Source organism: Nocardia sp. NPDC006044 (assembly GCF_042871115.1).
Lineage (GTDB): Bacteria > Actinomycetota > Actinomycetes > Mycobacteriales > Mycobacteriaceae > Nocardia.
Map to the genome: position 1 here is coordinate 68568 of NZ_JBIAID010000005.1, position 25516 is coordinate 94083.

The following is a 25516-nucleotide window of genomic DNA, read 5'->3' on the forward strand; positions in this document are numbered from 1 at the left end:
GGGTGGGTGTTGTGACCATTGGTTTTGCCTGGAACGGCCAGGTCAAGGGTTGCATGCTTACTCGGAGTCACCCAAGAAGTTATTGATCCGTTAGAATCTGATGTCACTTATTTGGGCCGTCGTAGACGCAATTTCTCGGCCAGCCGCAGTTCTCGGCCAGCTCCGCCTGTCGAGCCAGTATGCGTGTGGAGGTTCGCTGATGGCGCGTGGTTGGGGCCAGTTTGGAAAGTGAGTGGGAGATGCGTGAGGCCGCTAGGTCCGGCAGAAGGCGCTGGGCGCTCGGCAACTGGGACCTGCGCTGGAAGGTGACGGCAGTGCTCGCCGTCCCGCTGGCCGTCGCGGTAGGCCTTGGCGTGTCCAGGATTTCATCGGAGTTCACCAACTCGGGTCGGCTCGCCGACGTCGCGGAGAACGTCCAGGCCATTCCGGCCGTCACGGCGCTGAGCGCGCAGACGGCGACGACCGTCGGTTCGCAGATGATCGCGGTCGCGCCGAACGTCTCGGTGGTGACCGACCAGAACCTCGCCGATCTCGACAAGGCGATTGCCAACGCGGAGAAGGCCGCCGACAAGCTCAGCGGTGTGTCCGGCGCGCGTTCGGCGCTGGACAGCATGCTCAATCAGGCAAAAGCCGTTCGGCAGCAAGGCAAGAACGTCAGCACCGGGCCGAGCTCGGATGCCATCGGCCTGATCGACCGGGTACGCAACGACAGCGTGCGGATCGTCGAGACGACGGTCGGCCAGGTCAGTGACACCGCTGTGGACACGGCCAAGCTGCGCCTGGTCGACTCGCTCAACACCCGTGCGACGCTGGTCGGCGAGGTCGCCGCGTTCCCAGAAGTGTTGAAGGACCCGAAGGTAGGCACGCCGGGCTTCCTCACCGCGGCCAACACCGAGCGCTCGCTGCTCGGCGTGCTGTCGCACCGGTTCGCCGACGGGGACACCTCGATCGCCGATCTGCGCGCGGGCATCGACACTCGCGTGACGCTGTTGAACAGCCCGCAGTCGCAGGCCGGTCAGATTCCGGTCGGCGATCTGAAGAAGTCACTCACCGACAGTCTCGCGGTCTACGAGCTCGTGGTGAGCCGGGCGACCAAGGACATCGACAGCGCGATGAACTCGCTGGTGTCCACCGCGCAACGGGACGCGTGGACCTACACCGCGGTCGTCGTCGCCACCATCCTCGCGGCGCTGTTGCTCGCCGTGTTCGTGGCGCGCTCGATGATCGTGCCGCTGCACCGGCTTCGCCTGGCCGCCTTGCGGGTTGCCGAGAGCGACCTGCCGCACGAGGTGGCCCAGCTCCGCAACGGCGCCTCGCCGGAAGAGGTGCCGCTGGAACCGATGCCGGTGCGCAGCACCGAGGAGATCGGTCAGCTGGCCCGCGCGGTCGACGACATCCACGGCCAGGCGCTGCGCCTCGCGAGCGACCAGGCGCAGATGCGTTCACAGGTCAACGACATGTTCGAGACGCTGGCCCGGCGGTCCAAGTCGCTGGTCGACCATCAGCTCAGCCTGATCGAGGCGATGGAGTACGACGAGAAGGACCCGCGGCTGCTGGAGAACCTGTTCCGGCTCGATCATCTCGCCGCTCGCATGCGTCGTAACGGTGACAACCTGCTCATCCTCGCCGGCACCAGGCAGCGTCGCGCGAAGTCGGCTCCGGTCGAGATCGCCGATGTGCTGCGGGCCGCGATCTCCGAGGTCGAGGACTACGAGCGAGTGAAACTGGGTGCCACGCCGCGTGGTTCGCTGGTCGAGCCCGCCGCCTCCGACATGGCGCACCTGTTCGCCGAGCTGCTGGACAACGCGCTGCGCGCCTCCCCGCCGGAGACCGACGTGAAGTTCACCTTCGCGCAGGCGCACGACCAGGGCATGCTCATCGAGGTGGCCGACCGGGGTATCGGTATGCCGCCGTCCGAAATGGCCGATATCAACCGGCGATTGGAACAGACCGCGGAGCCCGGCCCCGATACCGCGCGGCACATGGGTCTTTTCGTGGTCGGCCGGCTGGCCGAGCGGCACGGTCTCACCGTGCGGCTGCGCCCGACCTTCGACACCGCGCGCGATCCGGGTGTCACGGTGACCGTGCACGTCCCCGGCGCGCTCATCGTCGCGGGCAAGCCGATCACCGCGCAGCCGGTCACCCCGTCGCCGCAGGCGGGCGAGCGGCCGCGGCCGGCCGCCCCGTCGTCGATGCAGATGCGGGCGATCACCCGGACCCCCGGCGGCAATGTCATGGTGACCGTCGATCCTGGCGTCAGCGGACCGCTGCCCATCACTAAGGCCAACCCCAGCGGGCCGATTCCGGCCGGCGGTGGGCTGCCGCAGCGGCAGCCGGGTAACTCCATGGCGTCCGGGCTGCAATCTAATGCTCAACAGGGTGCGACGCTGCGCCCCGCACCGGGTGGCCAGCCGTCCGGTGGGCCGCAGCGCGGCAAGCTCGCTGCCGCGAACCTACCCAAGCGCACCCTCGCCCCCGGCGGTCCGCCGCCGCGGCAGCCGGGCGCCCCGGCCGAGCCGACCGTGACGGGCCTGCCGCCGCGGGACGCTAATTCGGGTGAGCTGCCCAAGCGTCAGCCGGGCAGCAACGGCGTACCGCAGCCGAGCATCAGTGGTCTCGCGCAGCCGCCCAGCGGCCTGCCGCAGCGTCAGCGTGGCGAGAACGGGCTCCCGCAGCGGGATTCCGCGCCCGGTGGCCTGCCCCAGCGGGACCCGAGCGCGGGTGGACTCCCGCAGCGGGACAGCGCGTCGAGTGGTCTGCCACAGCGGCAGACCGGGCCGAGTGGCTTGCCGCAGCGGGAGGGCCTGCCGCAGCGCGACCCGAATGCCGGTGGTTTGCCACAGCGTGATCCGAGCGCCGGTGACCTGCCGCAGCGGGAGTCCGCGTCCGGTGGTCTGCCGCAACGTGATCCGAGCGCGGGCGGCTTGCCGCAGCGCGAGCCGACCGCGGGTGGTCTGCCGCAACGCGAACCCACCGCGGGTGGCCTGCCCAGGCGCCAGCGTGGCGAGAACGGTCTGCCGCAGCGGGAGTCCGCGTCCGGTGGTCTGCCGCAACGTGATCCGAGCGTGAGTGGTCTGCCGCAGCGCGAGCCGACCGTGGGTGGTCTGCCGCAACGCGATTCGGGCCTGCCGCAGCGTGATCCGAGTTCCGGTGGTCTGCCGCAGCGGGAGTCCGCCTCCAGCGGCTTGCCGCAACGTGATCCGAGTGCCGGCGGCTTGCCGCAGCGGGACCCGAGTGCGGGCGGTTTGCCGCAGCGCGATTCGAGTCTGCCGCAGCGTGATCCGAGCGCCGGTGGTCAGCGGCACGCGGCCGCCGCCCTGCCGCAGCGGGAGACGACACCGACCGGCCTGCCGCAGCGGCAGCCGGGCACCCAGGTGCCGCCGAACCTGCCGCAGCGCGAGCCGGGTGACGCTCTGCCCCAGCGGGATTCCGCGCCGGGCCTTGGTCTGGCCCCGCGCGGGCGGGGTACGCTGCCCGGCGTCGACGAGCAGCCGAAGGATGCGGAGGCCGCAGGCGGCGATCCAGGCAGGCACAGTTACCGCGCCAACCCGACCAGGACGGCGTCGTTCTTCCAGACCAGGCTTCAGCCCGCGGTCGAGACCGGCGATTCCGTCATGGGTGGGACACCGATTTTCGCGGAAATGATGTCGGCGTGGCTGTCAGACCCGAATATGGACAGGTCCACCGTGGCCGCCTCCTTCGAATCACCCGGTGATGAAGGATGGCAGGCGGCTCGAGCGGCCAGCGAGGCACAATCCGAAACGAGGACGGCGGCTGGGTTGCCGCAACGCAATCCGGGCGGAAGGCTGGTCCCGGGCGCCGTCAACGGTGCGGTGGAACGAGCACCGAGCCGTGATCCAGAAACGATCAGGTCCAGCCTGAGCCGCCATCAGCAGGGCGTCCGGGACGGCCGCGCAATGAGAGCAATGAACTTAACCGGAGATAAAGGAGACCGATGAACCCCGATCTAGGTGGTACGAATCGTCAGCTGGATTGGCTGGTTTCGAACTTCGCCAACGAGGTTCCTGGCGTAGCCCATGCCGTCCTGGTCTCGGCTGACGGCCTACTCATGGCCGCGAGCGCTCAGCTGCCCGTCGACCGTGCCGAGCAGCTCTCGGCCGTCACCGCCGGACTGGCCAGCCTCTCGGTCGGTGTCTCGAACCTGTTCGAGGGCGGCACCGTGCTGCAGTCCGTCGTCGAGATGGAGCACGGCTACCTGCTACTCATGGCGGTCGGCGACGGCTCGTACCTTGCCGTGCTGACCAACACGTCGTGCGACATCGGTCAGGTCGGTTACGAGATGGCGTTGTTGGTCGAGCGGGTTGGCCAGACAGTTCAGGCCACGCCACGCGTCACGATGGGTTCCTGATGGTGGGATGGACATAGAAGATCACCGCTTGGGGAGCGCCGAGCCCAGTCTCGTCCGCCCATACTCGTTGACCGCAGGCCGAACGAGGCCCGCGGTCGAGTTGGCGTTGGAGGCTCTCGTCGCATCGCATCCGGTCGCCCTGGAGCGGCAGTTCGAACTGACCAACATCGAGACGTCAATCGTGGAGTTGTGCAGAGAATCGCCGTCCGTCGCTGAGGTAGCAGCCCGACTTGGTATCCCCATCGGGGTGGCTCGCGTGCTGGTTGCCGACCTGATCGAGGCCGGGCATGTACGCGTTTCGGCGACTTTGAAAGACGATTCCAGCGACGATGAACGTCGCGAGCTGATCGAAAGGGTTCTCAGTGGACTCCGGCGTATTTGATTCGACGGCGCAGGTCGACACCCGTACCAGCAAGCCAACGTCGGCGAAGATCGTGGTCGCGGGTGGCTTCGGTGTCGGTAAGACCACGATGGTCGGTGCTGTCTCGGAGATCGTTCCGCTGCGCACCGAGGCATTGGTGACCAATGCCAGTACCGGAATCGACAATTTGACGGGCATCCCGATGAAGTCGACCACCACCGTGGCGATGGACTTCGGCCGGATCAGCCTCGCCGACGATCTGGTGCTGTACCTCTTCGGTACGCCGGGCCAGTACCGATTCTGGTTCATGTGGGACGACCTGATCCGCGGCGCCATCGGCGCCGTGGTACTGGTCGACACCCGCAGGCTCGAGGACAGCTTCGCTGCCGTCGACTACTTCGAAGCGCGCGGCCTACCGTTCCTGGTGGCGCTCAACGAATTCGACGACGCGCCGCGGTACCCGATCGAAGACATCCGGCAGGCCCTCGCGGTCCCGGCGGACGTACCGATCCTGTCCATCGACGCCCGGCGTCGCGAGCCGGCCAAGCAGGCCTTGGTCGCGCTCACCGAGTACGCCCTGCGCAAGGTGATGCAGGGCTACTGAGTGCTCGCGCGGTGAGGATTTCGGCGCGCGAACTACTCGGGCAACTGCTCGACACCGACTCGTATGTCAGCTGGGACCGGCCACCGATCGAGGTGGCCGCGACCACGCGATACCGCGAGGCGTTGCAGAAGGCTGCGGTCGCGGCGGGCACCGATGAGTCGGTGCTCACCGGCGAGGGACTGCTGCGTGGCCGTCGCGTCGCTGTAATCGCCTGCGAATTCGGCTTTTTGGCGGGTTCGATCGGGGTCGCCGCGGCGGAACGGATCGTGTCCGCGGTCGAGCGGGCGACCGAACTCGGGCTGCCCCTGGTCGCTTCGCCGACCTCCGGCGGCACCCGCATGCAAGAGGGCACCGTCGCGTTCGTGCAGATGGTGAAGATCGCCGGTGCGGTCGCCGCGCACAAGTCTGCCGGCCATCCCTATCTGGTCTACTTGCGCAATCCCACCATGGGCGGCGTCTTCGCCTCGTGGGGTTCGTTGGGGCACATGACTTTTGCCGAACCCGGCGCACTGATCGGGTTCCTGGGGCCGCGTGTCTATCAGGCGCTGTACGGTCAGCCGTTTCCCGAGGGCGTGCAGACGGCCGAAAACCTTTACCGCCGTGGGGTTATCGACGGCGCCGTCACCGTGTCCATCTTCCGGCGTATCGCTCATCGTGCGCTGAGTGTCTTCGGTGGAATCCCGGATTCGCCTGCGAGCGAACAAGTTCCACGTCTCGGCCGGGAGCTGCCCGATGCCGTCCCGGCGTGGGAGTCCGTCGCGGCCTCCCGCCGGCCGGACCGGCCCGGTATTCGCGATCTGTTACGCCATGTGACACAACGGGTTCCGCTGAGCGGGACCGGGCAGGGCGAGGCCGATCGGACCGTGGTGCACGCACTGGCCCGCTTCCGCGGCCAGCCCTGCGTGGTCTTCGGACACGACCGATCCGGGCAGCAGGACGGGTACTCCATGGGGCCCGCCGCATTGCGCGAGGCGCGCCGCAGTATGGCGCTTGCCGAAGAGTTGCGGTTGCCCCTCGTGCTGGTGATCGACACGTCCGGTGCCGCCCTGTCGAAGGAGGCCGAGGAGCGCGGATTGGCCCCCGAGATCGCCCGCTGCATCGCTGATTTGGTGACATTGGCCACTCCGACCGTCTCGGTGCTGCTCGGCCAGGGGACCGGCGGCGGCGCGCTGGCCCTGCTCCCCGCCGACCGGGTCCTGGCCGCCACCCACGGCTGGCTGGCCCCGCTGCCGCCGGAGGGCGCGAGCGCCATCGTCTACCGCGATACCGAGCACGCGCCGGAACTGGCCGGGTCCCAGCGCATCCGGTCCGCCGACCTGCTCGCCGACGGGGTGGTCGACCGCATCGTCCCCGAATACCCCGACGCCGCCGACGAACCGGTCGACTTCGCCCGCCGGATGGGGGCCGCCATCGCCGACGAACTCGCCCGGCTCCGCCGACGCCCCGCCGCCGAACTGCGCGCACTGCGCCGACAGCGCTACCGCCGCCTCGGTCTCCCGACCGGGACCGACGGCTAGTCCGCCGGCGAGCTGAGTTCCGCGATCAGCTCCCGATATCGCGCGAACGCCGGCTTCGGTGTGTAATCCGAACGCAGCAAACCGAATTGGAAGTTCATGTCCGCGCGCTCGGTGTTCGCGTCGCGCAACGCGAAATGCTCGTAGGTGTCGATATTGAGCGTCGGCGCGAGGGCGTCGATCGTGCGAACCACGCTGTCCAGCACCGCTTCCTGTCGTGCGTACGATCGGCCCGGCCCGGTCGGCCACCCGGTCTCGGTGACGTGCATCGGTGTCGACTCCGGAATTCCGGCGGCGGCCAGGCTCTGCTGCCGGAACCCGGTCAGCACCGCGGTGGCGGCGTCGACCAGCTGCTCGGCAGCGACGGGCTGGAACACATCCGGGAAGAAGTCCAGGCCCACATAGTCGAGCGCATCGACGAATGCCCGCCCGCCCCGCCGGCCGAGATCGGTCCAGAACTCCTGCGCGGGATCAAAGATCGGCGTCGAATTGCACCCGATCCGCACCGTCAACCCGAGTCGCTCGACCTCCTCCTTCGCCGCGATCACCCCCTCGACGATCGCCTGCCGCACCGCCGGAAACTCGCCGTCACCACCGGGACCCGCGTGGTTGGCCTCCTCGGCCACCTGCAACGACGCGAGCCGCGATCCGAATCGCCGCAGCTGGGCCCGGAGGTAGTCCAGCCATCCCGACAGGTCACTGCCGCGGTCGCGAAAGGAGACCACCAGATCGACCTTCCGGTTCCCCCGTGCGTACTGCGCCACGTCCGGCGGCGCCTCGCTCATATCGCCGATGCTCTCGCCGTAGAGCAGATATCCCCGGGCCAGGAACGGATGTTCGCCATGCAGCGCGTCGAGCGCCGCGCCGATCTGCTCGGCCTGTTCCGGCGGGCCGGGCGTCGGATTGCCGTGTGCGTCGGCGCCGAGGCCGCCCGCGTAGATCCCGAATCGAAGAGCCATAGCCCGACCGTAGCATCGATATTTGGTGTCACACCAAAATTGGTGTCACGCTATGATTTGACGGATCACCGAGGAGGACTATGGCGCTGCGCGAGGAAAAGAAGCGAGCGACCCGCCTGGCCATCGCCGACGCAGCGATGGGGCTGTTCGTCGCGCACGGCTTCGACCGGGTCACCGTCGCCGAGGTGGCGGACGCCGCCCGGGTCTCGGTCAACACCGTCTTCAACTACTTCCCGACCAAGGAAGATCTCTTCTTCGACCGGCAAGCTGAGGTGATCGACCGGCTCGCGGGAGCGGTGCGCCGACGCGCCGACGGCGAGTCGCCCGCGGCGGCGATCAAGCGCCTGTTTCTGGACGAACTACGGCGCAACGAGCCGACTTTGGGTCTGTCCGCCCACGCCACCACGTTCTGGCGGCTGGTGGACGCGAGCCCGGCGCTTCAGGCCAGGCTGCGCCTGCTCGGGGAACAGACCGAAACCGCGCTCGCCGAGGCGATCACGGAGTCGATCGGCGCGGGCAAACGGGATGCGACGCCACGGCTGCTGGCGGCCGCACTCGCCGGCGTCGATCGCGCGCTGCACGCGGAGATCCGGCATCGGTTGCAGTCGGGGGACGCCCCGGAGGCGGTGCGCCGCGATATCCGCAAAGCCGCCGGCATCTTCGAGTCGCTGGCCGACCTCGATGTTCAGTGACGCTTATCGAATCCCGTAGCGCGCCTTACCGAGTCATGACCGTCACTGTTGGCCGGCGAGAAAGCGCAGGTCGGGCGGTAAACCGGGGCACAACACGCCAAGGGGCAGCGTTGACGGCTCGCCGCCACACTTCTACCGTCGCAGGGTGACCTTCAGAAGCGAGACCTCCGCCATACCCTCGATCATCCTGAACGACGGCAACGTGATCCCGCAGCTGGGCTTCGGCGTCTTCCAGGTGCCCGACGACGAGGTGACCCAGGTCGTCACCGCCGCGTTGGAGGCGGGCTACCGCAGCATCGACACTGCGGCAGTCTATGGCAACGAAGAAGGAACCGGGCGCGCGATCCGTGAGTTCGGCCTGCCGCGCGACGAGGTCTATGTCACGACCAAGCTGTGGAACGCTGACCAGGGCTTCGACTCGACGTTGCGCGCGTTTGACACGAGCCTGAAGAAACTCGGCTTGGACTACGTCGACCTGTATCTCATCCACTGGCCCGTGGCGCAGGCCGACAAGTACCTCGACACGTTCCGCGCTTTCCAGGCACTGAAATCACAGGGCCTGATCAAGTCGATCGGCGTGTCCAACTTCACCACCGCGCACCTGGAGCGGCTCATCGGGGAGACCGGCGAAACCCCCGTGGTGAACCAGATCGAGCTACATCCGCGACTTGCCCAGCGCGAATTGCGCGACTTCCACGCGAGCCACGCCATCGCCACCGAGGCGTGGAGCCCCCTCGGCCAGGGCACCCTGCTCGACGATCAGACCATCACCTCGATCGCCGCCGCCGTCGGCCGCACCCCCGCCCAGGTGATCATCCGCTGGCACCTCCAGCTCGGCAACATCGTCATCCCCAAATCCGTAACCCCCTCCCGAATCGCCGAAAACCTCGACGTCTTCGCCTTCGAACTCTCTCGCGACCAAATGGACGCCATCAACGCCCTCGACACCGACACCCGCGTAGGCCCCCACCCCGACACAATGACCGCCGGCCTGGACTAACCCAGCCCCAGGTATCTGGTCAGTTCGACGGCTGCCGCGCGGCCTGCGCGGTTTGCGCCGATGGTGCTCGCGGAGGGGCCGTAGCCGATCAGGTGGATGCGGGGGTCTGCGGCTACCTGGGTGGCGAGGCGGCCGGTCATGGTGATGCCGCCGCCGGGGCCGCGTAGTCGTAGTGGGGCCAAATGGTCCAGGGCGCTGCGGAATCCGGTGGCCCACAGGATGACCTGGGCGGGCTGGAAGGTGCCGTCGGCCCAGCGCACGCCGTCCGGTTCGATGTGATCGAACATGGGCAGGCGGTGCAGCGCGCCGCGCCGCTGGGCGGCCCGGAGGCGGTCGTCGAGCCGCAGGCCGGTCACCGAGACCACCGAGCCGGGCGGCAGCCCGCGGCGTACCCGGTCTTCCACCTTGGCGACCGCGGCTCGCCCGTCTTCGGGACCGAACGACGCGTCGCGGAAGATCGGTTCGGTGCGGGTCACCCAGGTGGTCGAGGTGACCTGGGAGATCTCGTCGAGCAACTGGACCGCCGAGATGCCGCCGCCGACCACCACCACGTGCTTGCCGGCGAACTCCGCCGCGGTGCGGTAGTCGTGGGTGTGCAACTGCCGTCCGGCGAAGGTCTCCGCGCCGCGATAGCGCGGGATGAACGGATGTTCCCAGGTCCCGGTCCCGTTGATCAGGCCGCGAACCCGGATCGTGCCCGCCGGATCGGTCTCCGCGTTGAGGATCGGTCCGTGCTCGGCCGGGCTACCGTCCTCGGCCCGGTCGCAGACCACCTTCACCGAGACCTGCCGGCGGACGCGCAGATCGAAGTGCTTCTCGTAGAGCTCGTAATAGTGCGGCACCGCGGTCGCCGCGGGCGCGGACTCCGAGCCGGGCGGCAAGGTCTCGGCGAACGACATGCCCGGAAGGTCGTGCACCCGATTGACCGTGGTCAGGGTGAGCGAGGGCCAGCGGAACTGCCAGGCGCCGCCCGGACCGGGCGCATGGTCCACGATGAGAAAGTCCTGTTCGGGGCGCAGCCCGAGGCGCTGAAGGTGATAGCCAGCTGACAGCCCGGCCTGACCAGCGCCGATCACCAGGAGGTCGAAGTCTGTCGGCACAGCCGCCGATCGTATCCGCTTCAGCGGTCTACGCCGTCGGCTGTGGCACAGTGAAGGTAACTAGACGGATCGTTCAGTTGGGGAGGTCGCATGCTCGGAGTAAGCCGAGACGGTGACGTGGTGACCATCGAACTTCAGCGTGAGGAGCGGCGCAACGCGCTGAACCTCGAACTCATCACGCTGCTGCGCGAAGCCGTCCTTGCCGCCGTCGCCGATGACGCGCGGGTAATCGTGATAACCGGGCGCGGCCCGATCTTCAGCGCGGGCGCGGATCTGTCCGGCGTCTACTCCGTGGAGTTCCTCGAGGGACTCCAGGACATGCTGCACACCATCGAGTCGGTTCCGGTGCCGGTGATCTCGGCGATCAACGGCGGCGCCCTCGGCGCGGGCGTGCAGGTGGCCCTCGCCTCGGATCTGCGGGTCATCGCGCCGGACGCCTACATCGCGGTGCCCGCGGCCAAGCTCGGCATCTCGGTGGACCGGTGGACGGTGCGCAGGCTGGTGTCACTGATCGGCGGCGGCCCGGCCCGGACCATCCTGCTCGGCGCGGATCAGGTGACGGCGGCCGACGCCTACAACTTCGGCTTCGCCAACCGCCTCGGCTCGCTGGCCGACGCCCAGTCCTGGGCCAAGCAGATCGCCCAGCTCGCGCCGCTGTCGCTGCGGCACATGAAGCTGGAGCTCAACGACGACGGCACCCGCGAGCCGGACAACGCGCAGCAGCGCGCCGCGCTTGAGGCAGCCTGGACCAGCGCGGACGCGCAGGAGGGCCGGCTGGCCAGGCAAGAGAAGCGCGCCGCGAAATTCCTGGGGCGCTGATGAACATTCGCAGCATCGCCGCGGCCGCGGCCGGCGCACTGGGCCTGACCTGGGTGGTTCGCGCGGCATGGGGCATCCCGTCCGCGATGGGCGCCTCGATCAATGCCATCCAGCCGTACGCGGCCGGGGCGGCGACCTACCGCAACCGCCAGTTCCACAACACCGAGCCGAGCAGCCAGCTGGCCGCGGGATCCGCACCGTCGCTGCTGGTTTCGGCGTTCACCAAGCGCAACGCGGGCCGCCCGACCGGGGTCATCCCGCTGCAGACCCCGCAGCTGCCGGAGACCGCCGCCGACCTGGCCATCACCTGGTACGGCCACGCCACCGCGCTGATCGAGATCGACGGCTACCGGGTGCTCACCGATCCGGTGTGGAGCGAACGGGTTTCGCCGTCCGCGCTGGTCGGCCCGAGCCGGATGCATCCGGTGCCGACGCCGCTGGCCGAGCTGCCCGCGCTGGACGCGGTGATCATCTCGCACGACCACTACGACCACCTGGACAAGGACACGGTCCGCGAGCTGGTGCTGCGCCAGACCGCGCCGTTCCTGGTCCCGGTCGGCATCGGCGCGCACCTGCGGCACTGGGGTGTGCCGGAGCGCCGGATCATCGAATTGGATTGGGGCGGTTCGGTTTCCCTGTCCGCGCTGGGCCGGGCGCGCGCGGGCTCGGATCTGGTGCTCACCTGTACCGAGGCGCGGCACTTCTCCGGGCGCGGCCTGGTCCGCAACACCACGCTGTGGGCGTCGTGGTCGATCGTCGGGCCGACCAAGCGGGCGTACTTCGGCGGTGACACCGGCTACACCAAGGCGTTCGCCGAAGCCGGTGCGGCCCTTGGCCCGTTCGACCTGACCCTGCTGCCCATCGGCGCCTACGACGAGCGGTGGCGCGACGTGCACATGAACCCGGAGGAGGCGGTGCGCGCGCACGCCGACCTGTGCACCGGCGACGCCGGGTACGGCCTGCTGGTGCCGATCCACTGGGCCACCTTCAATCTCGCCTTCCACGGTTGGTCGGAGCCGGTGCGGCGCATGGTGACCGCCGCCGAGGCGGCCGGCACGGCGATCGCGATTCCGATGCCCGGCCAGCGGGTCGAGCCAGGCAGCACCGCACCGCGTGATTCGTGGTGGGAAGATGTGGGTTGACGACATCCTGCTAGTGGGCTAGAGGAAGGAACGAATGCTATGAGCTTCGCGGATACTCTGAAGGGCCTCGTCGGCAAGGGCAAGGACGCGGCGGCCAAGAACGCCGACAAGATCAACGACGCCATCGACAAGGGCGGCGACTTCATCGATCAGAAGACCCAGGGCAAGTACTCGGACAAGATCGCCAAGGGCAAGGAGGCCGCCAAGAAGGTGGTCCCGCCGGAGGATCAGCCGGGTGCGCCGGGTCAGCCGGGCGGTGCGGGCGCGCCGGGCACCACGCCGGACACCCCGGACGCGCCGGGCATGGACAGCTCGGGCCCGCAGGTCTGACGGGCGGCGGGGATCCGGCTTTCTGTCGGTCCCCGCCTCTAAACTCGATTCCATGGCATCCCGCCGGAAGTTCGGTGGCATCGAGGTTGAACTCAGCAACCTCGACAAGGTGCTGTATCCGGCCACCGGCACCACCAAAGGCGAAGTCATCGCCTACTATTCGGCGATCGCGCCGGCCATGCTCCCGCACATCGCCGGGCGGCCGGTCACCAGGAAGCGCTGGCCCAACGGGGTCGACGAGCCGTCCTTCTTCGAGAAGAACCTGCCCGCGCACGCGCCGTCCTGGATCGAACGGCACACCATCCAGCATTCCGATCGCAAGGTCACCTATCCGGTGATCGACTCCGAGGCCGGGCTGGCCTGGCTCGGGCAGCAGGCGGCGCTGGAAATCCATGTGCAGCAATGGCGCTTCGACGGCGACGCGGTCGGCCCGGCGACCAGGCTGGTGTTCGATCTCGATCCGGGGCCCGGCACCGGGCTGGCCGAGTGCGCGCGGGTCGCGCTCGCGGTGCGCGAGATGGTCGAGGGGATCGGGCTGCACGCGTTCCCGGTGACCAGCGGTAGCAAGGGAATTCACATATACGTCCCGCTGGATCGGGAGCTGAGTTCGGGCGGCGCGTCCACGGTGGCCAAGCAGGTCGCGACCAACTTGGAGAAGCTGCATCCCGACCTGGTGACCGCGACGATGGCGAAATCGGTGCGCAGCGGCAAGGTCTTCCTGGACTGGAGCCAGAACAATCCGTCCAAGACCACCATCGCGCCCTACTCGCTGCGCGGGCGCGAACAACCCAATGCGGCCGCACCGCGCACCTGGAAAGAGATCGAGCGCCGGAAGAAGCTGCGGCAGTTGCGTTTCGACGAGGTGCTCGCCCGCTGGCGCGACGAGGGCGACCTGCTCGCCGAGCTCGATCCGCCGCTGCCGAAGGGCAATACCGCCTCGGCGGAATCCGGCGCCGACGCGCTGGCGAAGTACCGATCGATGCGCGACCCGGCCCGCACACCCGAGCCGGTGCCCGCCGATCGGCCCGCGCCGAGCGCGGGCAACCGCTACGTCGTGCAGGAACACCATGCGCGACGGCTGCATTGGGACGTGCGGCTCGAACGCGGCGGCGTGCTGGTCTCCTGGGCCGTGCCGAAAGGCCCGCCGACCAGCTCGAACCAGAACCGGCTCGCCGTGCACACCGAGGACCATCCGCTCGAGTACCTGGATTTCCACGGCGCCATCCCGAAGGGGGAGTACGGCGCGGGGGAGATGACCATCTGGGATTCGGGCACCTACGAGACCGAGAAGTGGCGCGACGACGAGGTGATCGTCGAATTCCACGGCGAGCGGCTCAACGGGCGTTACGCGCTGATCCAGACCAACGGCAACCAGTGGCTGATGCATCTGATGCGCGAACAGCACGGTGACAGCGCGAAACTGCCCGGGACGGAACCGGATACGCCGTCCGGCCGGATCATCCGGGTGCCGAGCGGTCCGGCGGCGTTCCCGCGCGGACTCTCGCCCATGCTCGCCACCCCCGGCGACGTCACCGATAAGGACGCCGACGAGTGGTCCTTCGAGACGAAGTGGGACGGCTTCCGGCTGATCGCCGAAATAGACTCCGGCACGCTGACTTTACGTAGCCGGGTGGGCAATGTGGTGACCGCCAGGTATCCGGGGATCGCCGCGCTGGCCGACGAATTGGCCGGGCACAGCGTCGTATTGGATGGCGAGGCGGTGGTGTTCGACGACCACGGTGTCGCGAATCTCGGCCTGTTGCAGGCGGATGCGGCGCGCGCGGTGTTCGTCGCCTTCGACGTGCTCTATCTGGACGACACTTCGCTTGTCCGCAAACGGTATTCGGATCGGCGCCGGGTGCTGGAGGCGCTCGCCGGGACCGCGCCCTCGATGATCGTGCCGCCCCGCCTGGACGGTTCCGGCGCCGACGCGGTGCGCTACAGTCAGGACCAGGGCATGGAGGGGGTGGTCGCCAAGCGCAAGGATTCGGTGTATCTGCCCGGCAAGCGCGGTCATTCGTGGGTGAAGCAGCGCAACTGGCGCACCCAGGAGGTGGTGATCGGCGGCTGGCGGCGCAGCGACGCCCGCAACTTCAAGTCACTGCTCGTCGGCATCCCGTACGAGGGCAGGCTGATCTACGTCGGACGCGTCGGCACCGGATTCAACGACACCGATATGCGGGAACTGGCCAAGCGCCTCGGCCCGGCCGAACGCAAGACCAGCCCGTTCGACAACGAGCTGACCGCCGAGGAACGCAAGGAAGCCGTCTGGGTGACACCGAAAATCCATGGCCGGGTGCGCTTCATGAACTGGACCGAGACGGGCCGCCTGTGGCATCCGGCGTGGTTGGGTGCCTCGGACTGATCGCCGAGGGCGGACGTTCGCCGTCGCCGATTACAGTGATCCGCGGCGGGACCCATCTCGGACGAGGAGTACACGGTGGACTTCAAGAACCTGGCGAACAAGGCGCTCGATCTGGCCCAGCAGAACGCGGACAAGGTGGAGACCGTCATCGACAAGGCCGGCGACCTCGTCGACCAGAAGACCGACGGCAAGTTCGCCAGTCAGGTCGACTCCGCCCAGGAAGCCGCCAAGAAGGCCCTCCGCAACCAGGGCTGACCGCCGGCAGCGGCCGCTCATCGAGTCGAGTCAAATGGTCGTTGGTCGTCATCGAGTCGAGTCATATGGTCGCTGTTCAAGATCAGCTAGCGACCATATGACTCGACTCGATTTCTCCCAGTTTCCCTGGGCCGGAACAGTTTCGAAAAGGTGAAGCTGTTCCCAGGTTTTCCCTGGATAGTGTGGGCGCGTCGTCTGCCGTACCCGGCTGTAGTTATCGGTCAGGTGCGTGCCGTCTAGTTTCAGGGGTGGTCATCTGGCTGTGGTCCCGTTTCGGGAGCTTTCGTGGGGTGACCTGGTGCGGTTTGGGGGGTTCACAGACCGTGCAACAGACCGTGCATACGGTTCACAACGGCTAGATGCCCTGTGAACCGTATGCACGCTCTGTGAAAGTGGCTCGGCGGGCGGTTGGGGCGGGGGCGCTTTGGCTGAGTCTGGGGCGGACATTGCGGCGGTGGGGGTGACCGTGGTTGACCGTTGCTGGAGGGGGTGGGTGGTCCGTACTGTCGATGGCCCGAGGCCGGAGTTGGTGGGCGCAGAGTCGCGTCGGTGCGCTCCGTCGCGCCTCGCCGGACAGGGGAGGGCTCCATGCGCAGCATCCACGGAGCGGGCGGAGACGACAAGTCCGCGCTATCGGCGGCTGTCGGGCGAATGTGTCGTTCCGGCAAAGAATTCGGCGTGTCGGCGAAACGTCGAGCGAGTGCTGACGGGTTCGGGCACCGGCAAGGTAGGTTGCCTGCCATGGCGACTCCGCATGGAATCGGTAGGGGGACATCGCTCCTCGGCAGTGCACCACCCGCAGCACCGGTCCGGCGCCTCGGCGCGGTGCTGGCCAGAGCCGGATCCTCGGCGGTCGCGGCGGCGGCGCTCGTGGCCTCGACGCTGATCACCGCGCCGGCCGCGCAAGCGCAAGTGCCCGCACCCGACGCCGATCCGTTCTACGCCGCACCCGCCGACCTCGCCGCCTACCCCGAGGGCGCGATCGTGGAATCCCGGCAGACCGCGTTGTTCGGTCTACCGCTTCCGGTTTCGACCTGGCAGGTCAAATACCGCAGCTCCGACGCGAGCGGCGCGGCGATCGCCGACGTGGCCACCGTCATGGTGCCGATGGTGCCGTGGCTCGGACCCGGCCCGCGTCCGCTGCTGTCGTATCAGGTCGCCGAGGATAGTCTCGGCTCCCGCTGCGCGCCCTCGTACGCGCTGCGCGGCGGCGGCGACCCCGGCGGCGCGCAGGCGTTGATCGACACCCCGTTCATGGCCGACGCGCTGCGCCGCGGCTGGGCCGTGGTGACCAGCGATCACGAAGGCCCCCGGTCCCGATTCCTGGACGGCGTCAATTCCGGCCGCGGCGTGCTGGACGGCATCCGCGCCGCCCGCGACCTGCCCGCCGCCGGCCTCGGCCCGGCGACTCCGATTGCCGCGTGGGGTTATTCGGGGGGCGCCTTCGCCACCCTGTGGGCCGCGCAGATGCAGCCGCAGTACGCGCCGGACGTGCACATCGCGGGCATCGCCGCCGGCGGTGTCCCGTCGAACTGGCCCGCCATCGCCCAGCATGTGGACGGCACCATGCAGGCCGGCCTGGCCATGTTGATCGTCATCGCCGCCGCCAGGGACAACCCCGGCGCGGGAATCACGGATCTGCTCAACGATCGCGGCCGGGCGATGATCGCCGCCGACAGCGCCGCCTGCGGCCCGGATCTGGTGACGAAGTACGTCAACGCCCGCGTCGACGACTTCGCCTCGGTCCCGAACCTGTTGTCGCACCCGGGTTTCCGCGCCGCAACCGATCCGCATGAACTCGGCACACCGGCGCCGGGCATCCCGATGTACCTGTACCACAGCACCAGCGACGACGTGGTCCCCGTGGCCGGCTTCACCGACCTGCTCGGCCGGTACTGCGGCCAGGGCGCGGCCATCACCTCGGTGCATTCGGTGGTGCCCGGTCACAACCCGACCGCCGTCATCGAATCGTTCGGGGCGATGTCCTATCTCGCCGATCGGGTGGCGGGGGCGCCGGCCGCCCCCGGTTGTCACGAGCGGTAGCGCAGCAGACCGGGCAAACAACGACGCGGCCCGCACCGATGATTCGGTGCGGGCCGCTTCGGTCGTGCGTCAGTTCTTGGCGCGTCCGGTCTCGTCCATCCACTTGGTCGTGCCCGGCGGCGCGGCGAGCGTGCTGAGCAGGTCGATGCCCGCGACGATCAGCGTCGGACCGCCGGCCACGATGGTGCCGATGATCCCGCCGACCGCCGCGCCCGCCAGCACGCTGGCGATCACGGTCGGGCCGCCGAGGATGCCGGTCAGCCCGACCAGCGCGCCGATCACGGTGCCGATGAACCCGCCGACCGCGGTGGCGATGCCGAACTGGGACAGGAACGCGTCCTGCGCGCGCTGGTTCTCGAACGGCGAGGCGATCTCGGTCGCCGGGACCGGACGCGCCTGCGCGACGTCCTTGACCACGGTTAGTTCGAGCACCCGGCCCGCGTCCCGCACGGCGTGCGGTAGCGGGAACTCCAGCCCGTCCTGCCGGAACGCCAGCGGCAGGGTGACCACCGTGTGCCCGGCCTCGTCTTTCAGGTCGACGACGGCGCCGGCCACTTCGAACGAACCACCGGTCAGCGTGGTGATGATCTTGTCCCCCACCAGCTTCGCCTCATAGCCGATCTCGGGCGCCTGCGCGACGGCAGGCTGGGCATGGACCGTGCCTGCGCCCACCGCGACGGCGGCGACCAGGGGCACGGCGGCCGCGGTGATTGTGCGGAGAATCATTCGGGTGTTCCATTCTTCATCAGGTTTCGAGCAGCGGAGAACGCCGCGCAACGTCGAATCCCTTCCCCCACTGTGGTGCGCGGCAGCGATGTGATTCAAACAACAGCTACTCCGCAGATAACTCTACCGCCCGCGCCGGGGTTCAGCCCAAGAAATAGGGGGCTTGTGTCCCTTTCCGAAACCGTGAATCCGGTTATAGCGGTTGGCTATTCGTGTTCGTCAGTGCAGGACGTTGATCGCGCGGGCGATGACCAGGGCGGCCAGGATCAGTGAGATCGCCGACTGCGTCATCATCATCGCCTTGGCCCAGCGCGACATCGGCATCACGTCGGTTGGGCTGAAGGCAGTGGCGTTGGTGAACGACAGATACAGGTAGTCCATGAACTGCGGCTCCCAGTCCGGGTCGGCCAGCTCGGGGCTCTGCATCTGGACGAACATGAAGTCCGGCAAGGGCTTTCGGGCATGCGCCCGCGCCGCCGGACCGCCTCGATCGAACTCCCAGTAGCCCAGGCCGAACACCACCACGTTGGTCAGCCAGACCGCACCGCCGGACCCGAGTAGCCGGGCCGGGTCGTCGCTCAGCGTGCCGTCGATGAGTCCGGCCACCAATCGATCCGCCGAATACGCGGTCGCGACTCCGAGCAGCCCGACCAGGGTCAGTCCCAGCCAGCGGAACCACTTCTCCTCGCGGTCGATCCGCACCGGATTCGCGACCAGTACGACCACCAGAAGCACGCCCTCCAGCCCGGGCAGCAACCATTCAGGCTCGGGTAAGAATCGATCCGGCAACACTACTTGCAACGCGATGATCGCGATGACCGCGGCGGTCGCCGCCAGCCGCGATTCACCGGCTGTCCGCCGCTGCCACGCCGGTACCTCGTCGCCGTTGCCCACCTGGTCAGTATCGCCCGCGGCGGTCGGCCGACGGGTTAGGCAGGCGGCTACAGCAGCGCGAAACCCAGTGCGGCGCTGCCCGCGCACACCACAACGACGATGGCCAGCGCGATGGTATCGGCGCGACCGGGCGAGCTGGGATAGGCGGCGAGCTCGCCGGTGCCGCCGCGCGCGGTGATCGCCTCGCCGAGTTCGCCTGCGCGCCGGGTGGATACGGCCATCGCGGCGGTCAGAATGTCGATGAGCGGGTTCTCGGTGGCCAGGTAGAGCAGGTTGTCCTTGGGCCGGAGTTTGCGGGCCGCGCGCAGCACCCGGATCTCCTCCATCAGCAGCGGCAGGCCGCGTAGCGTCAGCGCGACCACGACGGCCCATTCGTCCACCGGCACCCGGAGTCTGCGCAAGGGCGCGCCGAGCTTGGCCAGCGCGGGCGCGATGTCGCTCATCGGTGTGGTCCACGCGACCAGGAACGACGCGGCGACCATGATCAGCGCGAACACCACCGTCTGCGCGTACCGCACCACGGCCTGGGTGCCGACCGGCGCGTTGAGCAGTGCGCCCAGCACGAGCAGTCCCCAGAACCACCAGGGCAGCCGGGGAAGCGTGCCGAGCGGCAGCCGGGCGAGCACCCCGATGAAGATCAGGAAAACGATCATCACGCCGAGCACCGGCCAGGTCGGCAGGAACATCAGCAGGAAGCTGATCAGGAACGCGCTGATCATCTTGGTGCCTGCCCACAGGTTGTGCACCGGGCTCGTCACCGGGACCCGGCGAAACAGCACCACACTCATGACCGGCCTCCATGTTCGAGCCGCCACGCGGCGTCGCCCGGCGGCCGCACCGGGGCGGCGGGCCGGGCCTCGGACTTGTGCGCCGCGTCCTCGGTGGCGGCGGTCACCGAGTCGGCCGCGAGCAGCCGGCCGGAGCGCAGGTGCACGGTCCGGTCGACCACCGCGGACATGTCCTCCACGTCGTGCGAGATGACGATCAGCGTCAACCCGGAATCGCGCAGCCGCGCAAGCAGTTCCACGATGTCCGCGCGTCCCTCCGGGTCGAGCCCGGCCAGCGGTTCGTCGAGCACGACCACCTGGGGATGGCAGGCGACGATCGCGGCGAGCACCACCCGTTTGGCCTGTCCGCCGCTGAGTTCCTCGATGGACCGCGCGGCGAGCGTCCGATCCAGGCCGACCGCGTCCAGCGCCCGTCCGACCGCGCCGGATCCGGTGGCTCGCCCGCCCCAGTCCGCGATCTCCGCGCCGACCGTCTGCTTCTGTAGTTGCAGCCGGGAGTGCTGGAACGCCAGCTCGACGCGGCCGATCTGTTTGGTGACCGCCTTGCCCGCGAGTTCGCAACGGCCGGAACTGGGTTCGATCAGGCCGGCCATGAGCCAGGCGAGTGTGGATTTGCCCGACCCGTTGCCGCCGACGATCAGCAGCGCCTCGCCACGGCGCACCGTCAGGTCCACCGAGTGCAGCGCCGCTGCCTCCCACGGAGTTCCACGGTTGTAGGTGTACTGGACGTCGCGCAGCTCGAGGATCGTGTCGCCCATCGGCCTGCGCCGCACGTCGCGCGCGGGCCGCGGCCAGGCGGGCAAGCGCTCGACCGCGCGTCCCTGCGCCAGATGCACCACTCGACCTGCCGCGGCGGCGTCGGCCTCGTGGTGGGTCACCAGCACGACCGCCATCGAATGCCGTTTCGGCAGCGCCGCAAGCAGTTCGACGAGTTCGCGCCGACCGTCCGGATCGATCATCGAGGTCGCCTCGTCGGCGATGAGCAGCGCGGGCTTGCGCGCGAGCGCCGCGGCGACCGCGAGCCGCTGCTGCTGCCCGCCGGACAGCGTGGCGGTTTCCTTGTCGCCCATGCCGTCCAGGCCGACCTCGCTCAGCAGGGCCGCGACGTCGACCTCGGCGGCGAGTTCGGTCGGCAGGCCCCACACCACGTCGTCGGCGACCAGCACGCCGAGGGTCTGGCTCTCCGGTCGCTGCAACACCAGCGCGGTGCCGCCTTGATGCCCGAGCCCCGCGGAGCCGGGCCGCCGTACCGTTCCCGCGGTCGGCGGCAGTCCGGCGAGCAGGCGGGTCAGCGTCGACTTCCCGGAGCCGTTGTGCCCGACCACCGCGACGAACTCGCCGACCTCGACGGTCAGGTCGATGCCGCTCAGCGCGTCGCGCGTCGCGCCCGGATAGCGGAAGGCGGCGCCGCGCAACGTCACCGGCAGCGGCGCGATCGGGCGATCGTCGGCCGGCGCGTCCAGGCGATCCTGGCCGGGCAGCCAGGTCAGCCGGTCGAGCACCGAGCCGAGCACGAACCAGGAGAACAGGGCGGTCGCGATCATGCCCGAGGCGACCCCGCCGCCGACCCAGGCCCACCACCAGCGCAGTACGGAATCGGTGAGATCGGCGGCCGCGCGCCCGAGCGGCTCGAGCTGCTGCTCGCGGGCGGCGAGATCCTGGATGCCGCGCGAGGTGTTGCGCAGCGTGTCGAACAGCAGATTCCGCCCCGCGGAGAACAGTTGCAGCAGGCCGACCGCGAAGCCGGCCCAGATCAGACCGGCGACGGCCGACAGGCCGAGCACCGAGGCCAATCCGGCGCCGCGCCGCTTGGTCGTGCCGATGATGCCCGCGATGGTCGCCGTCGCCATTAGCCCGGTGGTGGCGACCAGTCCGGTCGCGACGAAGGTGACCACGGTCGCGGCGACGGCCGCGGTGATCAGCGCGCGCAGCCGGAACCGCTGCGCGATCAACCCCATGGGCACCGCGGCGACCAGGTTCAGCGCGGCCGCGAACGGGACCACCGTGCCGACCGTCACCAATCCGACGGTGGCCCCGCCGAGCACCGCCCCGACGGCCAGCTCGATCGGTCGTAGCGGCCCGCGTTCGGCCGTTCCGTCAGCTATCGGGCGTCCAGTCACGGCACAAGTCTGCCAGTGTGTGCGTTCGGCGCGCCGTCATGCGACCGGGGTGAGCGTGTAGGCCTCCGGGTCGAGCTTGCGGATGCGCCGGCGGTAACTGGTTTGCGACCCCGGCCAGTTGTTGGTGATGCGCCCCGCGGCATTGCGGTACCAGCTGGAGCAGAAGTTCCACGGGGTGCGATCGAGGCGTTGTTGCAGCGCCGTGTTGAACCGTTGCTCCTGGTCCGCACGGACCTCGAGGGTGTGTCCCGGTCTGCGCCCCAGCAACTCGATGGCCTGGCGGATGTAGCGGGTCTGGGATTCGATCATGTAGATGATCGAGCCCGCGCTGAGATTGGTGTTCGGTCCGTAGACCAGGAACAGATTGGGGAAGTCCGGCACCGCGATTCCGTAATAGGCGTGCGCGCCGTCCGCCCAGGCGTCGGACAGCTTGTGCCCCGCACGACCGTAAATGTCCATCGGCCAGAGGAATTCGGTGCCCTTGAAGCCGGTGCCGTAGATGATCACGTCCGCCTGATGCACCGTGCCGTCGGCGGTGCGCACGCCCTCGGGCACAACCTCGGTGATCGTGGCGGTCTCCACGTGGACGTTCGGCTGGGTCAACGCGGGGTAGTAGTCGTTGGAGAACAGCGCCCGCTTGCAGCCGATCGGGTAGTCGGGGGTGAGCACGGCCCGCAGCTGCGGATCGGTCACCTGTTTGCGCAGATGGCGGTCGGCGATTCGGGCCACCAGTCGCGCGATGGCCGGGAATTCGACCAGGCCCAGCGAGACGACATCGGCGATCGCCCACCAGCCGAAGCGCTCGGCCAGCAGCGCGCCGGGGAGCCGGGCGAACAGTTTGTGCTGAATCGGGGAGTAGTCGGTGTCGAATTTGGGGATCACCCAGGCCGGGGTGCGCTGGAACAGGGTGAGGTGCGCGACCTTCGGCTGGATCTCCGGGATGTACTGGATGGCGCTGGCGCCGGTGCCGATACACGCGACCCGCTTGCCGGCCAGTTCGACCCCGTGGTCCCACTCGGCGGAATGGAACGCCGGGCCCGCGAAGGTGCCGAGTCCGGGGAGATTCGGCAGCGCCGGGCGCGACAGCTGGCCGACCGCGGAGATCACGATGTCCGCGGTGCGGGCCGTACCGTCCGCGGTGCGGACCGTCCAGCGCCCGGACGCGTCGTCGAATTCGGCAGCGGTCACGTCGGTGCCGAACTCGATCGCGTCCAGCACGCCGTTTCGCTCCGCGACCCCGCGCAGATAGGCGTGGATGGCTTCGCGGCCGGAGTAGCGCTGCGGCCAGTCCGGTTTCGGCTCGAACGAGAAGGAGTACAGCGGGGACGGGACGTCGCAGGCGGCGCCGGGATAGGTGTTCTCCCGCCACACCCCGCCGAGGTCGGCGGCCCGCTCCAGGACGGTGAGGTCGTGGAAACCGTTGCGGCGCAGTTCGATCGCCATGCCGATGCCGCCGAAGCCCGCGCCGATGATGAGCACCGAGGGCCGGTTGCCTGTTGTCATGTGACGCTCCTCACAGGACCGAAGATAATTCCACTGTAGGGGGCTTCTGGACAACCAATAGAGAAATTCGGCCAAAGAGCGCTGACGAGGCCCGAATGCGTGAGGCCGCATACTGAGCGGTGTGGAGCGGGTGCAGGATCCGGGAATCCGCGACTGGAACTTTCCGCGCGGGATAGCCAGCGTGGCACTGATGGTCGGCTACGCGGGCGAATACGGCGTGCCCACCGGGCGAATGCTGGCCGGAACCGGGTTGTCCGAGCCGGTGCTGCGCGACCCGGACGCCCAGATCGACGCGCACATCGAGCTGACCGTGGTGCGCAACCTGGTCGGTGAACTCGGCGACCGGCCCGCACTGGGGGTGGAGATCGGCCGCCGCTACCGGATCACCACCTTCGGTATCTTCGGCTTCGCCTGTGTGAGCAGCCCGACCCTCGGCGAGGCCATCTCGTTCGCGCTGCGGTATCTGGAATTGAGCTTCACCTTCAGCCTGCCGGTCGCCGAATGGCGGGAGGGGGAGTTCATCGCCTGGGTGCACGACGAGCTGATCCCGGCCGACGTGCGGCAGTTCCTGGTCGAGCGCGACGTCACCGCCATGCACCAGGTGATGAGTGATCTGCTCGGCCGGCACCTGCCGCTGGCCAGGGCCGAATTCCGGTTCCCGGAACCGGACTACGCCGACCGGATCGAAGCGGTCACGGTGGTGCGTCCCCGGTTCGGGCAGCCGCGCAACCTGTTCGCGATCGATCCCGCCGTGCTGGACCAGCCACTGCCGCAGGCGAATCAGCAGACCTGGGCCATGTGCCTGGCGCAGTGCCGGGAGCTGGTGCATCGTCGTCGCGCCCGCACCGGCATCGCCGCGGAGGTGCGTGAACTGCTGGTCCCCGGCGGCACCGAGGGATTCTCCGGTCCGCCCGGAATCGATTCCGTCGCAAGTAATCTCAATATGAGCACGCGCACCCTGCGCCGTCATCTCGACGCGGCGGGTACCAGTTACCGCGCGCTGCTCGACGAGGTGCGCCGGGCCCTGGCCGAAGAAATGCTGTCCGCCACACCGCTTTCGGTGAGTGACGTGGCAATCCGCCTCGGTTACGCGGAATCCTCGACCTTCATCTACGCGTTCAAGCGCTGGACCGGCGCGACCCCGGCCGCCTACCGGCGGGAACGAGCCGTGCGCCGCTGACCGGCGCCGTTATTCGACCTCGCCGCGCCCGTTCCGGCTTCCCGCGTAAGCGAATTCGCGCACCTTGCCGACGATTCTCGGCAGCAGTTCCACCCCGTCCGGATGGTTGAGCATGGGATCGAAGAAGTCCGTGCGGTGTTCGGCCGGTTCCGCGGGCCGCAGCGTCAGCGTGGCCAGGCGCTCCGGCGGTCCGGTGAGGCCACGCGCCTGCAACTCGAACGAGATCGGGTGCTCCGCCAGGTGTTCGGTCAGCGCGGCCAGCGACGCGGTGGCGGGCTGTCCGGTGTCGGGCTCGGCGAAGAACCATACGGGCGTGGTCTTTCCCACTCGATAGGGCATCAGGCTGCCGTAGCCCGCGCGGACCCAGCTGCGCGCCGGCGTGATCAGGAACCGGCCCAGCGCTCCGCGACCGGTGGTCGCCAGCGCGAAATCCCATGGCTCGTTGTGCCGATCGAGCACCCGGAACGCGAAGCCGAGCACATCGGGCAGGCCACCCGGTATGCCCGCGCCTTTCGACAGGCGGGCGATGACGGCGCGTTCGCCCTCGCCGAACAGGTGCTCGAACTCGGGTTCCGCGTGCAGCCGACCGGCCAGGTCCAGTCCGTCGGGATGGAAAACCCTGGCGTGGCGCAGGTTTGCCCCGGCCGCGAAGGTGGTGCGCACTACGGAGGCGGCGAGATCGGTCATCGGAGTTCCTTCCCGTCGGGGGAAACTGTCTCTCCCTCGACTGCCCGGACCCGGGCCGGCTAAAC

At 68.8% G+C, this 25516-nt stretch carries 22 protein-coding genes; 14 read left to right on the forward strand and 8 right to left on the reverse strand.

Annotated elements, in window-relative coordinates; translation table 11 throughout:
- Nucleotides 1–239 precede the first annotated feature (239 nt).
- The 5 genes from ACFYO1_RS36730 to ACFYO1_RS36750 all read left to right on the forward strand — a co-directional run bounded on the left by ACFYO1_RS36730 (nucleotide 240) and on the right by ACFYO1_RS36750 (nucleotide 6851).
- Nucleotides 240–3959, forward strand: a complete 3720-nt coding sequence (locus ACFYO1_RS36730) for an ATP-binding protein (RefSeq protein ID WP_387241897.1) — start codon at nucleotides 240–242, stop codon at nucleotides 3957–3959.
- Nucleotides 3956–4369, forward strand: coding sequence for a roadblock/LC7 domain-containing protein (locus ACFYO1_RS36735; protein WP_011207200.1), 414 nt, complete (start codon nucleotides 3956–3958; stop codon nucleotides 4367–4369). The genes ACFYO1_RS36730 and ACFYO1_RS36735 overlap by 4 nt, the downstream gene beginning before the upstream one ends.
- 7 nt (nucleotides 4370–4376) lie before the next feature.
- Nucleotides 4377–4751, forward strand: coding sequence for a DUF742 domain-containing protein (locus tag ACFYO1_RS36740; protein WP_040731099.1), 375 nt, complete (start codon nucleotides 4377–4379; stop codon nucleotides 4749–4751).
- An 88-nt stretch (nucleotides 4752–4839) separates the two neighbouring features.
- Nucleotides 4840–5334 (forward strand): ATP/GTP-binding protein, encoded by a 495-nt coding sequence (locus ACFYO1_RS36745; RefSeq protein ID WP_228541077.1) that lies wholly within the window; start codon nucleotides 4840–4842, stop codon nucleotides 5332–5334.
- An 11-nt stretch (nucleotides 5335–5345) separates the two neighbouring features.
- A complete protein-coding gene (locus ACFYO1_RS36750; RefSeq protein WP_387241900.1) occupies nucleotides 5346–6851 on the forward strand; it encodes a carboxyl transferase domain-containing protein in 1506 nt (501 codons plus the stop codon).
- On the opposite strand, the gene ACFYO1_RS36755 is transcribed toward ACFYO1_RS36750, so the two are convergent.
- The gene (locus tag ACFYO1_RS36755) at nucleotides 6848–7807 is read right to left on the reverse strand and encodes a hypothetical protein (RefSeq protein WP_387241903.1); all 960 of its coding nucleotides are present in this window, start codon (nucleotides 7805–7807) and stop codon (nucleotides 6848–6850) included. The two genes, ACFYO1_RS36750 and ACFYO1_RS36755, sit on opposite strands and share 4 nt — an antisense overlap.
- An 80-nt stretch (nucleotides 7808–7887) precedes the next feature.
- Here ACFYO1_RS36755 and ACFYO1_RS36760 point away from each other — a divergent pair, with 80 nt between their 5' ends.
- Together ACFYO1_RS36760 and ACFYO1_RS36765 are read left to right on the forward strand one after the other, a co-directional pair.
- Nucleotides 7888–8499 carry a TetR/AcrR family transcriptional regulator gene (locus ACFYO1_RS36760; RefSeq protein WP_387241906.1) on the forward strand — a complete coding sequence of 204 codons (612 nt, stop codon included), beginning with the start codon at nucleotides 7888–7890 and terminating at the stop codon, nucleotides 8497–8499.
- A gap of 145 nt (nucleotides 8500–8644) precedes the next feature.
- On the forward strand, nucleotides 8645–9499 hold the full coding sequence (locus ACFYO1_RS36765; RefSeq protein WP_387241909.1) for an aldo/keto reductase: 855 nt from the start codon (nucleotides 8645–8647) through the stop codon (nucleotides 9497–9499).
- Here the strand turns inward: ACFYO1_RS36765 and ACFYO1_RS36770 are convergent.
- Complete coding sequence (locus tag ACFYO1_RS36770; protein WP_387241912.1) at nucleotides 9496–10599, reverse strand: NAD(P)-binding domain-containing protein; 1104 nt, start codon at nucleotides 10597–10599, stop codon at nucleotides 9496–9498. The two genes, ACFYO1_RS36765 and ACFYO1_RS36770, sit on opposite strands and share 4 nt — an antisense overlap.
- A 90-nt stretch (nucleotides 10600–10689) precedes the next feature.
- On the opposite strand from ACFYO1_RS36770, the gene ACFYO1_RS36775 reads away from it, so the two are divergent.
- From ACFYO1_RS36775 to ACFYO1_RS36800, 6 genes are all read left to right on the forward strand, one after another.
- Nucleotides 10690–11418 (forward strand): enoyl-CoA hydratase, encoded by a 729-nt coding sequence (locus ACFYO1_RS36775; protein ID WP_387241915.1) that lies wholly within the window; start codon nucleotides 10690–10692, stop codon nucleotides 11416–11418.
- Nucleotides 11418–12560: an MBL fold metallo-hydrolase gene (locus tag ACFYO1_RS36780; RefSeq protein WP_387241918.1), complete on the forward strand. Its 1143-nt coding sequence runs from the start codon at nucleotides 11418–11420 to the stop codon at nucleotides 12558–12560. Before ACFYO1_RS36775 ends, ACFYO1_RS36780 begins: the two co-directional genes overlap by 1 nt.
- A gap of 39 nt (nucleotides 12561–12599) precedes the next feature.
- Nucleotides 12600–12890: an antitoxin gene (locus ACFYO1_RS36785; RefSeq protein ID WP_378722560.1), complete on the forward strand. Its 291-nt coding sequence runs from the start codon at nucleotides 12600–12602 to the stop codon at nucleotides 12888–12890.
- A gap of 52 nt (nucleotides 12891–12942) precedes the next feature.
- The gene (locus ACFYO1_RS36790) at nucleotides 12943–15255 is read left to right on the forward strand and encodes an ATP-dependent DNA ligase (RefSeq protein WP_387241921.1); all 2313 of its coding nucleotides are present in this window, start codon (nucleotides 12943–12945) and stop codon (nucleotides 15253–15255) included.
- Nucleotides 15256–15330: 75 nt separating this feature from the next.
- Entirely contained in the window at nucleotides 15331–15510 is a 180-nt protein-coding gene (locus tag ACFYO1_RS36795; RefSeq protein ID WP_387241924.1) for an antitoxin, read from the forward strand.
- Nucleotides 15511–16251: 741 nt separating this feature from the next.
- On the forward strand, nucleotides 16252–17553 hold the full coding sequence (locus ACFYO1_RS36800) for a lipase family protein (protein WP_387241927.1): 1302 nt from the start codon (nucleotides 16252–16254) through the stop codon (nucleotides 17551–17553).
- A gap of 69 nt (nucleotides 17554–17622) precedes the next feature.
- On the opposite strand, the gene ACFYO1_RS36805 is transcribed toward ACFYO1_RS36800, so the two are convergent.
- The 5 genes from ACFYO1_RS36805 to ACFYO1_RS36825 form a co-directional block, all read right to left on the reverse strand.
- Nucleotides 17623–18279 carry an ammonium transporter gene (locus ACFYO1_RS36805; RefSeq protein ID WP_387241930.1) on the reverse strand — a complete coding sequence of 219 codons (657 nt, stop codon included), beginning with the start codon at nucleotides 18277–18279 and terminating at the stop codon, nucleotides 17623–17625.
- A gap of 219 nt (nucleotides 18280–18498) precedes the next feature.
- Entirely contained in the window at nucleotides 18499–19173 is a 675-nt protein-coding gene (locus ACFYO1_RS36810; protein WP_387241933.1) for a hypothetical protein, read from the reverse strand.
- A gap of 47 nt (nucleotides 19174–19220) precedes the next feature.
- The gene (locus ACFYO1_RS36815) at nucleotides 19221–19961 is read right to left on the reverse strand and encodes an energy-coupling factor transporter transmembrane component T family protein (protein ID WP_387241936.1); all 741 of its coding nucleotides are present in this window, start codon (nucleotides 19959–19961) and stop codon (nucleotides 19221–19223) included.
- Complete coding sequence (locus ACFYO1_RS36820; protein WP_387241939.1) at nucleotides 19958–22081, reverse strand: ATP-binding cassette domain-containing protein; 2124 nt, start codon at nucleotides 22079–22081, stop codon at nucleotides 19958–19960. The genes ACFYO1_RS36815 and ACFYO1_RS36820 overlap by 4 nt, the downstream gene beginning before the upstream one ends.
- Before the next feature lie 36 nt (nucleotides 22082–22117).
- Nucleotides 22118–23584 carry a flavin-containing monooxygenase gene (locus tag ACFYO1_RS36825; protein ID WP_387241942.1) on the reverse strand — a complete coding sequence of 489 codons (1467 nt, stop codon included), beginning with the start codon at nucleotides 23582–23584 and terminating at the stop codon, nucleotides 22118–22120.
- A 121-nt stretch (nucleotides 23585–23705) separates the two neighbouring features.
- On the opposite strand from ACFYO1_RS36825, the gene ACFYO1_RS36830 reads away from it, so the two are divergent.
- On the forward strand, nucleotides 23706–24764 hold the full coding sequence (locus ACFYO1_RS36830; protein WP_387241945.1) for an AraC family transcriptional regulator: 1059 nt from the start codon (nucleotides 23706–23708) through the stop codon (nucleotides 24762–24764).
- 9 nt (nucleotides 24765–24773) lie between these two features.
- On the opposite strand, the gene ACFYO1_RS36835 is transcribed toward ACFYO1_RS36830, so the two are convergent.
- Nucleotides 24774–25451, reverse strand: a complete 678-nt coding sequence (locus ACFYO1_RS36835; RefSeq protein WP_387241948.1) for a phosphodiesterase — start codon at nucleotides 25449–25451, stop codon at nucleotides 24774–24776.
- Nucleotides 25452–25516 lie beyond the last annotated feature (65 nt).

Bases quoted from the DNA above. Each gene is read 5' to 3' on its own strand.
- ACFYO1_RS36815 (WP_387241936.1), bottom strand. From the start codon at position 19,961: ATGAGTGTGGTGCTGTTTCGCCGGGTCCCGGTGACGAGCCCGGTGCAC.
- ACFYO1_RS36805 (WP_387241930.1), bottom strand. From the start codon at position 18,279: ATGATTCTCCGCACAATCACCGCGGCCGCCGTGCCCCTGGTCGCCGCC.
- ACFYO1_RS36755 (WP_387241903.1), bottom strand. From the start codon at position 7,807: ATGGCTCTTCGATTCGGGATCTACGCGGGCGGCCTCGGCGCCGACGCA.
- ACFYO1_RS36735 (WP_011207200.1), top strand. From the start codon at position 3,956: ATGAACCCCGATCTAGGTGGTACGAATCGTCAGCTGGATTGGCTGGTT.
- ACFYO1_RS36785 (WP_378722560.1), top strand. From the start codon at position 12,600: ATGAGCTTCGCGGATACTCTGAAGGGCCTCGTCGGCAAGGGCAAGGAC.
- ACFYO1_RS36835 (WP_387241948.1), bottom strand. From the start codon at position 25,451: ATGACCGATCTCGCCGCCTCCGTAGTGCGCACCACCTTCGCGGCCGGG.
- ACFYO1_RS36740 (WP_040731099.1), top strand. From the start codon at position 4,377: ATGGACATAGAAGATCACCGCTTGGGGAGCGCCGAGCCCAGTCTCGTC.
- ACFYO1_RS36825 (WP_387241942.1), bottom strand. From the start codon at position 23,584: ATGACAACAGGCAACCGGCCCTCGGTGCTCATCATCGGCGCGGGCTTC.
- ACFYO1_RS36780 (WP_387241918.1), top strand. From the start codon at position 11,418: ATGAACATTCGCAGCATCGCCGCGGCCGCGGCCGGCGCACTGGGCCTG.
- ACFYO1_RS36730 (WP_387241897.1), top strand. From the start codon at position 240: ATGCGTGAGGCCGCTAGGTCCGGCAGAAGGCGCTGGGCGCTCGGCAAC.
- ACFYO1_RS36800 (WP_387241927.1), top strand. From the start codon at position 16,252: ATGGCGACTCCGCATGGAATCGGTAGGGGGACATCGCTCCTCGGCAGT.
- ACFYO1_RS36775 (WP_387241915.1), top strand. From the start codon at position 10,690: ATGCTCGGAGTAAGCCGAGACGGTGACGTGGTGACCATCGAACTTCAG.
- ACFYO1_RS36745 (WP_228541077.1), top strand. From the start codon at position 4,840: ATGGTCGGTGCTGTCTCGGAGATCGTTCCGCTGCGCACCGAGGCATTG.
- ACFYO1_RS36760 (WP_387241906.1), top strand. From the start codon at position 7,888: ATGGCGCTGCGCGAGGAAAAGAAGCGAGCGACCCGCCTGGCCATCGCC.
- ACFYO1_RS36790 (WP_387241921.1), top strand. From the start codon at position 12,943: ATGGCATCCCGCCGGAAGTTCGGTGGCATCGAGGTTGAACTCAGCAAC.